Source organism: Scandinavium sp., from assembly GCF_036271055.1.
GTDB lineage: Bacteria > Pseudomonadota > Gammaproteobacteria > Enterobacterales > Enterobacteriaceae > Scandinavium.
Map to the genome: position 1 here is coordinate 28,902 of NZ_DATBBJ010000019.1, position 13,650 is coordinate 42,551.

At 53.1% G+C, this 13,650-nt stretch carries 14 protein-coding genes; 6 read left to right on the forward strand and 8 right to left on the reverse strand.

Going from position 1 to position 13,650, the window contains the following annotated elements; all coding sequences use genetic code 11:
* Positions 1–11 precede the first annotated feature (11 nt).
* Together solA and VH187_RS01875 are read left to right on the forward strand one after the other, a co-directional pair.
* A complete protein-coding gene (solA, locus tag VH187_RS01870) occupies positions 12–1,130 on the forward strand; it encodes an N-methyl-L-tryptophan oxidase (RefSeq protein ID WP_329699797.1) in 1,119 nt (372 codons plus the stop codon).
* Positions 1,131–1,179: 49 nt separating this feature from the next.
* Positions 1,180–1,293, forward strand: a complete 114-nt coding sequence (locus VH187_RS01875; RefSeq protein ID WP_329699838.1) for a DUF2770 family protein — start codon at positions 1,180–1,182, stop codon at positions 1,291–1,293.
* On the opposite strand, the gene trhO is transcribed toward VH187_RS01875, so the two are convergent.
* The gene (trhO, locus tag VH187_RS01880; protein ID WP_329699798.1) at positions 1,287–2,345 is read right to left on the reverse strand and encodes an oxygen-dependent tRNA uridine(34) hydroxylase TrhO; all 1,059 of its coding nucleotides are present in this window, start codon (positions 2,343–2,345) and stop codon (positions 1,287–1,289) included. The genes VH187_RS01875 and trhO overlap by 7 nt on opposite strands.
* A gap of 66 nt (positions 2,346–2,411) precedes the next feature.
* Positions 2,412–2,573 (reverse strand): hypothetical protein, encoded by a 162-nt coding sequence (locus tag VH187_RS01885; RefSeq protein WP_329699799.1) that lies wholly within the window; start codon positions 2,571–2,573, stop codon positions 2,412–2,414.
* Between VH187_RS01885 and VH187_RS01890 the strand changes: the two genes are divergently transcribed.
* The 3 genes from VH187_RS01890 to VH187_RS01900 all read left to right on the forward strand — a co-directional run bounded on the left by VH187_RS01890 (position 2,565) and on the right by VH187_RS01900 (position 5,415).
* Positions 2,565–3,494: a Kdo(2)-lipid IV(A) acyltransferase gene (locus VH187_RS01890; protein ID WP_329699800.1), complete on the forward strand. Its 930-nt coding sequence runs from the start codon at positions 2,565–2,567 to the stop codon at positions 3,492–3,494. The two genes, VH187_RS01885 and VH187_RS01890, sit on opposite strands and share 9 nt — an antisense overlap.
* Positions 3,495–3,689: 195 nt before the next feature.
* A complete protein-coding gene (mdtG, locus tag VH187_RS01895) occupies positions 3,690–4,946 on the forward strand; it encodes a multidrug efflux MFS transporter MdtG (protein ID WP_329699801.1) in 1,257 nt (418 codons plus the stop codon).
* Between the two features lie 94 nt (positions 4,947–5,040).
* Complete coding sequence (locus tag VH187_RS01900) at positions 5,041–5,415, forward strand: MysB family protein (RefSeq protein ID WP_329699802.1); 375 nt, start codon at positions 5,041–5,043, stop codon at positions 5,413–5,415.
* Here VH187_RS01900 and VH187_RS01905 read toward each other — a convergent pair whose 3' ends face one another.
* The 3 genes from VH187_RS01905 to mdoG form a co-directional block, all read right to left on the reverse strand.
* Positions 5,416–5,619 carry a YceK/YidQ family lipoprotein gene (locus VH187_RS01905; RefSeq protein WP_414713896.1) on the reverse strand — a complete coding sequence of 68 codons (204 nt, stop codon included), beginning with the start codon at positions 5,617–5,619 and terminating at the stop codon, positions 5,416–5,418.
* A gap of 114 nt (positions 5,620–5,733) precedes the next feature.
* On the reverse strand, positions 5,734–8,262 hold the full coding sequence (gene mdoH, locus VH187_RS01910; protein ID WP_329699804.1) for a glucans biosynthesis glucosyltransferase MdoH: 2,529 nt from the start codon (positions 8,260–8,262) through the stop codon (positions 5,734–5,736).
* Positions 8,255–9,808, reverse strand: a complete 1,554-nt coding sequence (gene mdoG / locus VH187_RS01915; protein ID WP_329699805.1) for a glucans biosynthesis protein MdoG — start codon at positions 9,806–9,808, stop codon at positions 8,255–8,257. Before mdoG ends, mdoH begins: the two co-directional genes overlap by 8 nt.
* Before the next feature lie 251 nt (positions 9,809–10,059).
* Between mdoG and mdoC the strand changes: the two genes are divergently transcribed.
* Positions 10,060–11,217 (forward strand): glucans biosynthesis protein MdoC, encoded by a 1,158-nt coding sequence (mdoC, locus tag VH187_RS01920; RefSeq protein WP_329699806.1) that lies wholly within the window; start codon positions 10,060–10,062, stop codon positions 11,215–11,217.
* A gap of 34 nt (positions 11,218–11,251) precedes the next feature.
* Here the strand turns inward: mdoC and VH187_RS01925 are convergent, their stop codons facing one another.
* From VH187_RS01925 to VH187_RS01935, 3 genes are all read right to left on the reverse strand, one after another.
* A complete protein-coding gene (locus VH187_RS01925; RefSeq protein ID WP_329699807.1) occupies positions 11,252–12,703 on the reverse strand; it encodes a phospholipase D family protein in 1,452 nt (483 codons plus the stop codon).
* Positions 12,672–13,202 carry an O-acetyl-ADP-ribose deacetylase gene (ymdB, locus tag VH187_RS01930; RefSeq protein WP_329699808.1) on the reverse strand — a complete coding sequence of 177 codons (531 nt, stop codon included), beginning with the start codon at positions 13,200–13,202 and terminating at the stop codon, positions 12,672–12,674. The genes VH187_RS01925 and ymdB overlap by 32 nt, the downstream gene beginning before the upstream one ends.
* A gap of 74 nt (positions 13,203–13,276) precedes the next feature.
* On the reverse strand, positions 13,277–13,600 hold the full coding sequence (locus tag VH187_RS01935) for a type 1 fimbrial protein (RefSeq protein WP_329699809.1): 324 nt from the start codon (positions 13,598–13,600) through the stop codon (positions 13,277–13,279).
* Positions 13,601–13,650 lie beyond the last annotated feature (50 nt).

The window sequence follows — 13,650 nt, forward strand, 5'->3', positions numbered from 1 at the left end:
GAGAGAGACGCATGAACTACGACTTAATTATTATCGGTAGCGGTTCAGTCGGCGCTGCCGCTGGTTTTTATGCTTCCCGCGCGGGGCTGTCGGTACTCATGACCGATGCGCATTTACCGCCGCACACCGAAGGTAGCCACCACGGTGACACTCGTCTGATTCGTCACGCTTATGGCGAAGGCGAAAAATACGTGCCGCTGGTGCTGCGCGCGCAGACGCTGTGGGATGAACTGGCGCAACTCAGCGGGGAAGAGATCTTCGATAAAACAGGCGTCATCAATCTCGGCCCTGCTCATTCGCCGTTCCTGGCAAACGTGGCACAGAGCGCACAGCAGTTCGGTCTGAACGTCGAAAAACTGGACGCGCAAGCGGTGATGGCCCGTTGGCCGGAAATACGTGTCCCGGATGATTATATCGGCCTGTTTGAGCCTTCCTCTGGCGTTTTGCACAGCGAGCGCGCTGTGAAGGCGTGGGTGGAACTTGCACGCGCTGCCGGATGCGCGCAGTTGTTCAATTGTCCGGTCACTGGCGTGCAGCATCACGCAGACGGCGTCACGGTTGAAACCGCCGAGGGCAGCTATCAAGGCAAACGCCTGTTGATCAGCGCCGGAACCTGGGCCACAAAATTGCTGCCAGAACTGCCGATTCAGCCTGTGCGTAAGGTATTCGCCTGGTTTCAGGCCGATGGCCGTTATAGCCGCAAAAACAATTTCCCGGCATTCACCAGTGAGCTGCCAAACGGCGATCAGTATTATGGTTTCCCGGCAGAAGATAACGAGCTGAAAATCGGCAAGCATAACGGCGGTCAGCTTATTGATTCGCCGGAACAGCGCAAACCGTTTGGCACGGTTGCCACCGATGGTTCAGAAGCCTTCAATTTCCTGCGCAACGTCCTGCCAGGCGTGGGCGGCTGTTTATACGGAGCGGCCTGTACCTACGACAACTCGCCGGACGAGGATTTCATCATCGATACGCTGCCCGACCATGAGAACACGCTGGTGATTTCGGGCCTCAGCGGACACGGTTTTAAATTCGCCTCGGTATTGGGGGAAATCGCCGCCGATTTTGCGCAAGGCAAAACACCTGCGTTTGACCTTTCGCCATTCCGTCTGGCGCGTTTTAATCAATAATTGACGTAAAAAAGCCCGGTACAAAACCGGGCTTCATGATGAGAGCATGATGCAGCGTATCTATAATTATCTGGTCAACAACGTCCGTGAGCACTTTGTGCTCTGGCTGGTGTTATGGTTATTGCTCGCCGCTATCGATCTCATCTGGATCCTTTTTTACTGACCTTGCTCGGGGTCAGGAATGCCCAAACGGGTATTCAAATGACCGCGCGATTTATTGAAAATCTTATTGCCATTTTCACGACCTGCACGGCGGCGGCGCTGCTCTTCTTCCGGCAATACGCTCTCTTCCTTGCACAGTTCGCTGCAACAGCCGCTGTATTTTTCTGCGCAAGCCGGGCACTGAATAAACAGCAGATGGCAGCCGTCATTAAGGCAATTGGTGTGAGTGTCACACGCCGTGCCACACTGATGACAATGCGCAATCACATCGTCGGAAATGCGCTCACCCATGCGTTCGTCGAACACAAAATTCTTACCGATAAAACGCACCGGCAGACCCTGCTCGCGCGCACGGCGGGCATATTCGATAATCCCGCCTTCAATGTGCCAGACCTTATTGAAGCCTTTGTGCTTCATAAAAGCACTGGCTTTTTCGCAGCGGATCCCACCGGTACAGTACATGACGATTTTTTTGTCACGATACTCTTCCATCATTTCAACGGCTTTCGGCAACTGGTCGCGGAAGGTATCGGCCGGAATTTCCAGCGCGTTTTCGAAATGCCCCACTTCGTATTCGTAGTGGTTACGCATGTCGATGAAAACGGCATCGGGATCGTCGAGCATGGCATTCACTTCTGCCGCTTTCAGGTATTCACCGACGTCGCTGGCATCAAACGTCGGGTCTTCAATGCCGTCCGCTACGATACGGTCACGCACTTTCATGCGCAGCACCCAGAATGATTTGCCGTCATCGTCCAGCGCGATATTCAGGCGCACATTATTCAGCGCCGGGTCAAAGCCATACAGAAGCTCGCGGAAAGCCTCAAATTTGCTCTGCGGTACGCTGATTTGCGCGTTAATGCCCTCATGGGCAAGATAGACACGGCCAAAAACGCTGAGCCCTAAGAACGCCTGATATAGCGCGTCGCGCGTCGTTTTTGGATCGGAGATGGTGAAGTACTTGTAGAATGAGACTGTCGTGCGCGGCTCGGTTTCGGCCATCATTTGCGCTTTCAACTGCTCATTCGAGATGCGGTTGTGCAACACTGGCATGGTGTGGTTCCTGCATTTATCGATGAGAAAATTCGCGGCACGCATCATATAGCATGTGATGTGAATTTACATCCCCACATTTTGCGCTACATTTCCCCCACCTGGAATACATACACTTTCTACAGTTGCTCTAATAACCGCCATTTCGTCTGGTGCAATTTGGGCGAGGGCTGAAAAAGTGCGATAATAGAGATAATTGCTCGAAAGAACAGGAATGAGATGACGCATTTACCCAAATTCTCCGTAGCCCTTCTCCATCCGCGTTACTGGTTAACCTGGCTGGGTGTGGGCGTACTGTGGCTGGTTGTTCAACTTCCCTATCCGCTGCTTTACCGTATTGGCACATCGCTTGGACGTCTTTCGTTTCGCCTGATGAAACGGCGCTCCCGAATCGCTTATCGTAACCTCGAACTTTGCTTTCCCAATATGGATGAAAAAGTACGCCATGACTGGGTGCTCAAGAACTTCGAATCTGTCGGGATGGGGCTGATGGAAACCGGCATGGCCTGGTTCTGGTCGGACAAACGCATGGCCCGCTGGAGCGTTGCAACCGGCGTTGAGCACATCCGTGCGCTGGAAGCCGAGAAGAAAGGTATTTTGCTGATCGGGATTCATTTCCTCACGCTTGAAATTGGCGCTCGCATGTTTGGTCTGCATGCATCTCCGGGGATTGGCGTTTACCGTCCCAATGACAACCCGGTTATCGATCTGGTGCAGACCTGGGGGCGTATGCGCTCCAATAAAGACATGCTTGACCGCAAAGACCTTAAAGGAATGATCCGCTCCCTGAAAAAGGGTGACGTGATTTGGTATGCGCCTGATCATGACTACGGCCCGCAGGGGAGTGTGTTCGTGCCGCTGTTTGGCGTAGAAAAAGCGGCAACCACGTCCGGGACGTATACGCTCACGCGCATGTCGAAAGCGTGCATTGTGCCGTTTGTGCCGCGTCGTAAGCCGGATGGCAAAGGCTACGAGTTGATTATCCTTGAGCCTGAGTGCGCCCCGCCGCTGGATGATGCCGAAACCACCGCCGCGTGGATGAACAAAGTCATTGAGCAGTGTATTTTGATGGCTCCCGAACAGTACATGTGGCTACATCGCCGCTTCAAAACACGTCCGGAAGGCATGCCTTCACGTTACGAGAATTAAGCCTCAGCGCCCGGCGACGTTAACTTGCCGGGCCAACAATCTTCCATCGCTCCTCTTTAGTCTTACTCCAACAAACAAAGATATTTATGCGCTGAAAAACCGCGCGCATTGATTGCAGTCATGATTTAGCAGGCGCATAATTAGCCTGCTTATTACCTCATTTTCGAACAACCTTGCGTCCTTACGCGGAACCCTATGCTCTCCTCAGATGCCCCCATAAACTGGAAACGGAATCTCACCATCGCCTGGATTGGCTGTTTTCTTACCGGCGCGGCTTTCAGCCTGGTCATGCCTTTCCTGCCGCTCTATGTCGAACAACTGGGCGTCACCGGACACAGCGCACTGAATATGTGGTCCGGCCTGGTGTTCAGTATTACTTTTCTGTTTTCAGCGGTTGCTTCACCGTTCTGGGGTGGGCTTGCGGATCGCAAAGGCCGTAAAATCATGCTGCTGCGCTCTGCACTTGGCATGTCGATTGTCATGGTGCTGATGGGTCTGGCGCAGAATATCTGGCAATTTCTCGTTCTGCGCGCGCTGCTGGGGTTACTCGGCGGTTTTGTACCGAATGCCAATGCGCTCATCGCCACGCAGATCCCCCGACATAAAAGCGGCTGGGCGCTGGGCACACTTTCTACAGGCGCGGTTAGCGGTGCATTGCTTGGCCCACTCGCGGGTGGTTTACTGGCGGATAGCTATGGCCTGCGACCAGTCTTTTTTATGACCGCCAGCGTATTGTTTTTATGTTTCCTGCTGACGTTTCTGTTGATTCGCGAACAGTTTGAGCCGGTGCCCAAAAAGGAAATGCTGCACGCCAAAGACGTGATTTACTCGCTGAAAAGCCCCAAATTTGTGCTGTGTCTGTTCATTACCTCGATGATTATTCAGGTGGCTACCGGCTCAATCGCCCCTATTTTGACCCTCTACGTACGTGAACTGGCGGGTAACGTCAGCAATATTGCGTTTATCAGCGGAATGATTGCTTCTGTTCCGGGTGTGGCGGCACTGCTCAGCGCCCCACGCCTGGGTAAGCTAGGGGACCGCATTGGTTCAGAGAAAATCCTGATTGCGGCATTGATTGTGTCGGTACTGTTGTTAATCCCGATGGCATTCGTTCAATCACCGTGGCAGCTCGGTGTGCTGCGTTTTTTACTCGGTGCAGCCGATGGCGCCTTGCTACCCGCCGTACAAACGCTGTTGGTGTATAACTCAACCAACCAGATTGCCGGGCGCATCTTCAGCTATAACCAGTCGTTCCGCGATATCGGCAACGTCACCGGGCCGTTGATTGGCGCATCAGTTTCTGCAAGCTACGGCTTTCGCACGGTGTTTTTTGTCACGGCAGGCGTGGTGATGTTCAATGCCGTTTATACGGCGTTCAGTTTGCGGCGCACGCGTCAGGCTGCACTTCCCGTAATGGATAACCAAAATGAAGATCGTCCGGTGGTCAATTAATCCATCTGAATGATTTTTTGGTCATCGTGTTTGCTAAAGCCAAACTTCGTCTATTCTTTTCCTGAAAACCACGTCAAACCGCAGGGAGAATGAGATGACCATGTACGCAACACTCGACGAAGCTATTGATGCGGCACGCGAAGAATTTATCGCCAGCAATCCCACTATCGAGACTGATGAGCTGAATGTTCAGCAACTCAATCTACAGAAATATATTCTGCAGGACGGGGATATTATGTGGCAGGCGGAGTTTCTGGCTAATGAAGGGGACGATGGTGAATGTCTGCCGATGGTCAGCGGAGAAGGTGCGCAGAGCGTCTTTGACGGGGATTTTGACGAAATTGAACTGGTGCAGGAGTGGATTGAAGAAAATACGCTCCACGAATGGGATGAAGGTGAATTTCAGCTCGAACCGCCGCTGGATACCGAAGAGGGGCAAACGGCTGCCGACGAGTGGGATGAGCGCTGATTACTCGTACGGGCCGTGATGGGCGTCGATGGGCAACAGCAGAGTGTCGAACACCAGTGAGAATGGCAGATCGAGAATGGTGATATAGCGCCAGGCAGAATCTTTCACATCCCACTGCACGCCGGGGTAATACTGATTACCATGTCCCTGCCCCGGAATGGTTCGGCTGATGATACTGCCGCAGCCGCTGAGCATCAGCGTCATCAGACAGACCCCACTCGCTTTCAGCACATACCTTTTCATCAACACCTCATGATAAAAAAATACCGGCCACATTAACTGACCGGTATTTTATTTTTAGCTTTCGTCTTGCCGCAATTACTTCGCTTTCAGCGCCTGAGGATTCAAGGCGATCGCCGAGTAATGGCTGACCCACGATGAATATCTTTCTGGCTGTGACCAGACACGATAGTGCATGCGCGCCATAGTGACCGGGTCGCTCAGTAGTACCAGACGACGGTCGCGATTGAGTTTGTCCGGCGTTTCATTGAGCGCTTGCTCAACGTGACGGTCACGGGCAATCTCCAGCACTTTACTGTCGCGGTGACGCGCAGTCGCCATTGCTGTAGCCAGAGCATTAAACGACGGGTTAAATACCGCGTGCATAAAGCCATCGTCCAGCGAGCGCGTACGGTTCAGCTCAACGTACTTGTCGGTGTCTTGCAGAACCTGCGGCGGGGAATACTCTTCCGGAATGAGGAACAGTTTCCAGCGCTTAGTACGCAGACCGATAGTCGCACGGCTGGAAATCACCGACACGATAGGCGACAGGATCAGCGAGAAGACAATCGGTGCCAGCCAGAACAGGAAGCGCAGATCAAGCCATGCCATTCCTGCAGCCCATACCAGACCAAGCAGCAACTGCGAACCGTGACGCATGAAGGCTTCGCCCCAAGGGGTTGAATCATCATCACGCTGCGGCGAATTCCAGACCACTTCCCAACCGAGGAACGCGCTGACCACGAACACCGTGTGGAACAGCATACGAACCGGTGCCAGCAGCACAGAGAACAGCACTTCCAGCAGCAGAGAGAGCGTTACGCGGCAGAAACCGCCAAACTCTTTCGAGCCTTTACACCAGATAAGAATGATGCTGAGCAATTTCGGCAGGAACAGCAGAACCATGGTCGAGGCGAACAGCGCAATAGCCAGCTCCGGACGCCACTGCGGCCACACCGGGAACAGTTGGCGCGGCTGCAGGAAGTACTGCGGCTCGGTGAGCGCATGAACCACCTGCAACGCAGTCGACAAGGCCAGGAACATAAACCAGAGCGGTGCTGAGAGATAAGACATTACGCCCGTCAGGAACACCGCACGGTGAACCGGGTGCATGCCTTTCACCAGGAACAGGCGGAAGTTCATCAGGTTACCGTGACACCAACGACGGTCACGTTTCAGTTCATCCAGCAGGTTCGGTGGCAGTTCTTCATAAGAACCCGGCAAATCATACGCAATCCACACGCCCCATCCGGCACGACGCATCAGCGCGGCTTCCACAAAGTCGTGAGAAAGGATGGAACCGGCAAATGAACCTTCACCCGGCAGCGGTGCAAGCGCACAGTGCTCAATGAACGGTTTCACGCGGATAATGGCGTTGTGACCCCAATAGTGGGATTCACCTAACTGCCAGAAGTGCAGACCAGCGGTAAACAGCGGGCCATAAACGCGGGTCGCAAACTGCTGACAGCGTGCATACAGCGTGTCCATACCGGATGCTTTCGGAGACGACTGAATGATCCCGGCGTTTGGATTGGCTTCCATCAGACGTACCAGACCGCACAGGCAGTCACCGGTCATCACGGAGTCCGCGTCCAGCACGACCATGTAGCTGTACTGATTCCCCCAACGACGGCAGAAGTCATCGATGTTGCCGCTTTTACGCTTCACACGACGACGGCGACGACGGTAGAAAATCTGTCCTTCGCCTTGCACTTCGGCAATCAGTTCCATCCACGCTTTTTGCTCGCGCATGCAGATGTCTGGATCGTAGCTATCACTGAGAATGTAAACGTCAAAGTGCTTATGGTTGCCGGTCGCTTTCACCGACTCCCATGTCGCACGCAGGCCCGCGAATACGCGGTCAACGTCTTCATTACAGATAGGCATGATGAGCGCAGTGCGATGTTCCGGGTTCAGCGCTTCGTCACCGACGGTAGACGCGGAAATACTGTACTTATCACGCCCCATCAGCAACTGGAGGAAGCCCATCAGCGCGGTCCAGAAACCGGCGGACACCCAACAGAACAGAATGGCGAACAGAATGAGGATGCCCGTTTGCAGCATATACGGCAGCAGCTGCATAAAGGAAACCCACAGATCCTGACCACGCATATCCAGCGGGTTAACCAGCGCCCAGCCCTGATACGGGAGAATGGTTTTCATGTACCAGGTGGCCACGACGGTTTGCGCCAGCGTCAATAACAACAGGATGTAACGACGAATAGTCCCGACGGTACGCCATTTGTCTTCACGCTCGCGCTCTTCCTGGGTCAGACGCGATAAATAACGCGGCTGAACCTCGCGGCCCAACATTCTGTCCCAGAAGCGCCCAATCGGGTTGGTACGCCACGGGTCCGGGAACATAGAAGAACGCGTCGCTTTTGGCATAGCCTCAAGCTGAGTACGCCCTTCATCGTCTTTGATCAACTGCCCTTCCGCCAGGGAATCCGGCCACGCCTGCTCCAGACGCGCTTTTACCGAGCCGAGCGGTGAATCATCTTCACGCGCAATCGGGGTCTGTTCAGTATCCAGCGCCTGATGCAGAGCACGAAAATCAGTGGTCGGCAATGCCGCTTTCTCAGCATCTGAGAGCGGCATTGCATCGATATAGTCGTTTATCTTATTCATTGGCAGGTAGCTGATAGCTCCAGGTTTCGCTCAGCGTCTGATCGCCATTGACCAGGGCCGCACGCATGTCGGTCGTTTTCTTCACATCTTTGACTTTCACACGCATCGTCAGACGCCAGCCTTTGGTTACCGGGTTGTAGCGAACATTGCTGTCCACGATTTCCCCGTTGTCACCAATACTGGTTTGGGCGGTAACTGGCGTATCTTGCGGCATTTTTTTCATGTCCGCGCCAGTAAAGTCGACGACGAACGCCGTAGTACCATCCGGTTGACGGATAAGATTGGACTGTTTCACATCGCCGGTTGAACGACGAGTCTGCATCACATACGCGCTGTCCGGTGCATGCAGTTTGTCTTCGTCACGGCTAAAGGTGATGGTGTATTTGAAGTTCATCTCTTTACCGGCATCCGGTAACTGATCCGGCGTCCAGTAAGCAACGATGTTATCGTTGGTTTCGTCGTTAGTTGGAATTTCTACCAGCTCGACTTTACCTTTACCCCAATCCCCTTTCGGCGTGATCCACGCACTTGGGCGCTGGTCGTAACGATCGTCCAGATCTTCAAAGCGAGAGAACTGACGGCCACGCTGCAGCAGACCGAAGCCCTCTGGGTTTTCCGTCGCGTAGCTGCTCACAGCCAGATGTTTCGGGTTGTTCAGCGGACGCCAGATCCACTCACCGTTACCCGCCAGAATCGACAGACCATTAGAGTCGTGCAGTTCAGGACGGAAGTTGGTGGTCGGTGATGGCTGATTCGGCCCGAACAGGAACATGCTGGTCAGCGGTGCAACGCCCAGTTTGCCCACTTTGTCGCGCAGGTAAACTTTAGACTGCACATCAACCACGGTGTCACGGCCTGGCATCACCACAAAGCGATACGCACCCGTCGCACGTGGGGAATCCAGCAACGCATAAATAGTCAGACGTTTATCGGTCGCTTTTGGACGTTCAATCCAGTACTCACGAAAACGCGGGAACTCTTCGCCAGATGGCAAAGCGGTATCGATAGCAAGGCCGCGCGCAGACAGGCCGTAAGTCTGGCCCTGACCGAGAACACGGAAATAGCTGGCTCCGAGCATGCTGACAATTTCGTCGTTTTTATCTTTGCTGTTGATCGGATACAGCACTTTAAAGCCTGCAAAGCCCAGATCCTTGACGGTGTCTTTATCGTGCTGGACATTACCAAAATTGAAGTAATCCGGGCTGTATTTGATTTTCTTAACCGAGGTGGCAGTCACTTCATTAATGGCGACCGGCGTATCGAAATACATCCCCTGATGGTAGAACTCGAGCTTAAATGGCGTCTTGACCTTACTCCAGTAAGCTTTGTCGTGGTTGAACTGAATTTGCTGATAATCCGCGTATTTCATGTCGCGGAAAACGGAGGGCAGATTACTTTTTGGCGCCTCGTAGCCCTTTCCAGCGAGAGATTTCGCTTCCTTCGCTACATCATCAATACTGAACGCCCATGCAGATGAAGTACACAGGGACAACGTAATGGCTGCGCCTATCCAACGCAATTTCATCATCTGTGGTTTATTTTTCATAATTAGTAAGCACTTCCCCCTTTGTGTGCTTAAATCGATCCGATCCATTTTAATGGAAACTCAAGCAATCCGACAACATAATCCCCATTTTGTTCGGCTCAACGGCCTATGGGTTAATCAACACACCGTACCGGTCTGCACTTTGCGTGCTACTCCTAAAGACAGGTTCCCGGACTTCGTGTAGGGTTGCTCGAATTTAACGTTTATCGCACAGGGCGATAAGACGATTAGTCTGAGAATTCATTGATTTTATGAATAATGTACCTACACAACGCGAATACTTTCTCGACTCCATCCGCGCCTGGCTGATGCTGTTAGGGATCCCTTTCCATATTTCGCTGATTTATTCCAGCCATAGCTGGCATGTGAACAGCGCGGAGCCTTCGTGGTGGCTGACGCTGTTTAACGATTTCGTCCACTCCTTCCGGATGCAGGTGTTCTTCGTTATTTCCGGCTATTTTTCGTACATGCTGTTTTTGCGCTATCCCATGAAAAAGTGGTGGACGGTACGCGTGGAACGCGTCGGCATTCCGATGCTGACAGCCATTCCGCTGCTTACGCTACCACAATTCCTGATGCTTCAACATGTTGAAGGCAAAACAGAAACGTGGCACACGCTGACGGTCTACCAAAAATACAACACGCTGGCATGGGAACTGGTCTCACACCTGTGGTTCTTGTTGGTACTTGTTGTGCTGACCACCCTTGGCCTGGCGCTGTTCCATTGGCTCAAAAAACGCCAGCAGGCCTCGATTGTCGCGTTCTTCGATAATGTCACGATGAGCCAACTGACCGGCGTGTTCTTAGCCCTTGGCGTGTTATACGCGATTATCCGCCGGACGCTATTTATTGTTTACCCACCGATACTCAGCGATGGCCTTTTCAACTTTGTGGTGATGCAAACCCTGTTTTATCTGCCGTTCTTCGTGCTCGGCGCGCAGGCGTTTATTAATCCACAGCTCAAGAATCTGTTCACCACTCCTTCACCGTGGTGCATGGCGGGTGCAGTGCTTGGCTTTGCGGCCTATCTCCTGAACCAACATTTCGGCTCAGGCGACGCCTGGATGTACGAAACAGAATATGTGATTACGATGGTGCTGGGACTGTGGATGGTCAATGTGGTGTTTGCGTTCGGTCATCGGATGCTGAACTTCAAATCCAGCCGCGTGACCTATTTCGTTAACGCTTCGCTGTTTATCTATCTGGTGCATCATCCGTTGACGCTGTTATACGGCGCGTGGATTGCCCCGGTTATCCATTCGAATCTGCTAGGGTTTGTCACCGGTCTGGTGTTCGTGGTAGGGATTGCCATCATCCTTTATGAACTGCATTTGCGCGTGCCGTTGCTGCGCTTCCTGTTCTCCGGCAAACCGCAGACGCCACAGAGCAAACCTCAGCCTACTGCGTAATGTCTCGCCTACCGGGTTGCGTCATGCAGCCCGGTTACAGTAACCACTCCACCGGTAATACATACGCCACCAGCACTAACATCCGCTGCCAGAACGTCGCCATCGGCTCCCTGCGTAACTCTTGCTCGCCCCCTTCTTCCCGATCGACCCAGTGAATTTTCCCCCAACGGGTTAGCTTCAATTGCCACGCCGCATCCCGTTGGCTGCGCAGGAAGCGGTGGTGGATCCGTTGGGCCAGGCTTTCACTGTCAATGACCAGCCCCATTTCGGTGTTCAGCAATGCCGAACGCGGATCAAAATTAAACGAGCCGATAAACACCTTTTTGCCATCAATGCTGAACGTTTTGGCGTGCAAACTGGACCCCGAGTTCCCGGTCAGGCCGCGGTCACGCAGCCCTGGCCGTGGATGATTCGTGGGTTTCAGCTCGTACAGTTCGACACCATGACGCAGTAATTTTTTACGCCACCGCGCATAACCCGCGTGGACGACCGCCACATCGTTTGCCGCCAGCGAATTGGTCAGGATCGCTACTTTTACGCCTTTGCGTACCAGCCGCAGTATCTGCGCCACGCCCGCACGGCCTGGCACAAAATAGGAAGAGATGATATCAATGTGCGATTCCGGCGTACCCATTACGCTGCGCAAACGCTCCGGCAGCAGCGTCCTTGGGGCGGCTTTGCCCTCGCCTTTGCGCGGATCGTCACTCAACATTTTGGTATTAGCCCAAATGAAGGGTAAATTCCCTTGCGCCATCCGTTGAGCAACCTCGGTTTCCGCCAGTTTTTCAAGATAACGCTCAGCGGCGATTTGCTGCTGCTCCGTGAAATTAAGCACAGACCGCGTATCAATAGACGGGTCTTCCGATGACAAAACATGTTTTAGCGTCGATACCGATTCACACTGCCAGTAACGCTCAAAATCTTGCTCAACGTCTTTAACCACCGCCCCAACCGCCAGCACATCAAGGTCCGTGAACAACGGCTCTTCACCGATACCAAAATAGGCATCGCCTACGTTACGTCCACCAATGATGGTCGCTTCGCAGTCAGCGCTGAAACTTTTATTGTGCATCCGCCGATTGAGGCGCGCGAAGTCAGTGAGATACCCCAACATGCGAAGGGTTCGAAAGGAGAAAGGATTAAACAGCCGCACGGCTATATTCGGGTGAGCATCCAGTTTTTGAAGCGTTTCATCCAGACCGCTGGTGTTGTTGTCATCCAGCAATAACCGCACCTTCACGCCTCGTTCTGCGGCATCCAAAAGTGCCTGAAACAGCAATTGTCCGGAGACATCGTCTTCCCAAATATAGTACTGTACATCCAGCGTGCGTTGTGCAAGCTGCGCCAAATGATAACGAGCGGCAAACGCTTCAAGACTGTCTTCCAGCGTATGGATCCCACAGGCTGTCGAAGACCCGCCCTCCTGGGAAGCCAGCGCCTGGCGCAGGCGAGAATCAGTTTCCCTGCTGGCTCTGTAATCGTGCATAGAGATGTGCACTGTCCTCATCAAAACAAACGAAAGTGACCTGTTCCGGAAGCGAATGACTGGCTAGCCAATGTTGGACGGTCGTGAAGGCAATTTCTGCCGCAGCAGCTTTGGGGTAACCATAAACCCCCGTACTGATGGCCGGGAAAGCGATTGTACGATAACCATTAGCCTCTGCAAGCTGCAGGCTGTTTCGATAGGCATCTTCCAGCAGTGCGGCTTCGTGATGTTCACCCCCACGCCACACCGGTCCAACAGCATGGATCACCGCTTTGGCTTTCAGATTTCCCGCTTCGGTGATAACCGCATGACCCGGAGGGCATTCCCCCTGTTGCTGGCGTACCTTTTTACAAGCGTCCAGCAGTGTTGGGCCTGCTGCGCGATGAATGGCTCCATCAACACCGCCTCCTCCCATTAATGAAGAATTGGCAGCGTTGACGATCACATCGACATCGAGGGTCGTGATATCGGCCTGAAGTATCTGGACTCGCGCTGTCATAAAGCTCTCCTGCCGAGCATTCACTTTGATTTAAGTTTAGTCAAAGCAGGAGAAAACGTTTACCTATAAAGATGTTAACGATAATCCACCGTGACGATGCCAAGCGTTTTCTGAGCGTTGATGTAGCGCATGCTGACGGTTGCCGCGTCGTTATTGACAGGCTTGCCTGTCATCGCTTGCTGATAAGAAACATTTGACGTGCGCATTTTTCCGTCGCGGTAGCAACTCATGGAAATCTGTTGTGCGCGCGTGGTCACATTACACGGGTCTTCAACAATAGAACCCACAAAGTGGATAACGCCGCCCTGTGCATTCGTTGAAGAGGCGGCTGACAGCCCGCTATAAAGAGCACACGTAAGGCCGACAACGGTACATATCTGTTTAGTTAAGGTTTTCATCGCGTAGCTCCGAGAAATATCGTCCCTGAGGCTGATTAATACGTACGTTG

Excerpts from the sequence above, each read along its gene's own strand:
- VH187_RS01890 (WP_329699800.1), top strand. The coding sequence starts at position 2,565 with ATGACGCATTTACCCAAATTCTCCGTAGCCCTTCTCCATCCGCGTTAC.
- mdoH (WP_329699804.1), bottom strand. The coding sequence starts at position 8,262 with ATGAATAAGATAAACGACTATATCGATGCAATGCCGCTCTCAGATGCT.
- VH187_RS01875 (WP_329699838.1), top strand. The coding sequence starts at position 1,180 with ATGCAGCGTATCTATAATTATCTGGTCAACAACGTCCGTGAGCACTTT.
- VH187_RS01905 (WP_414713896.1), bottom strand. The coding sequence starts at position 5,619 with ATGACGCTGATGCTCAGCGGCTGCGGCAGTATCATCAGCCGAACCATT.
- ymdB (WP_329699808.1), bottom strand. The coding sequence starts at position 13,202 with ATGACAGCGCGAGTCCAGATACTTCAGGCCGATATCACGACCCTCGAT.
- mdoG (WP_329699805.1), bottom strand. The coding sequence starts at position 9,808 with ATGAAAAATAAACCACAGATGATGAAATTGCGTTGGATAGGCGCAGCC.
- VH187_RS01885 (WP_329699799.1), bottom strand. The coding sequence starts at position 2,573 with ATGCGTCATCTCATTCCTGTTCTTTCGAGCAATTATCTCTATTATCGC.
- VH187_RS01935 (WP_329699809.1), bottom strand. The coding sequence starts at position 13,600 with ATGAAAACCTTAACTAAACAGATATGTACCGTTGTCGGCCTTACGTGT.
- VH187_RS01900 (WP_329699802.1), top strand. The coding sequence starts at position 5,041 with ATGACCATGTACGCAACACTCGACGAAGCTATTGATGCGGCACGCGAA.
- solA (WP_329699797.1), top strand. The coding sequence starts at position 12 with ATGAACTACGACTTAATTATTATCGGTAGCGGTTCAGTCGGCGCTGCC.
- mdoC (WP_329699806.1), top strand. The coding sequence starts at position 10,060 with ATGAATAATGTACCTACACAACGCGAATACTTTCTCGACTCCATCCGC.
- VH187_RS01925 (WP_329699807.1), bottom strand. The coding sequence starts at position 12,703 with ATGCACGATTACAGAGCCAGCAGGGAAACTGATTCTCGCCTGCGCCAG.
- trhO (WP_329699798.1), bottom strand. The coding sequence starts at position 2,345 with ATGCCAGTGTTGCACAACCGCATCTCGAATGAGCAGTTGAAAGCGCAA.
- mdtG (WP_329699801.1), top strand. The coding sequence starts at position 3,690 with ATGCTCTCCTCAGATGCCCCCATAAACTGGAAACGGAATCTCACCATC.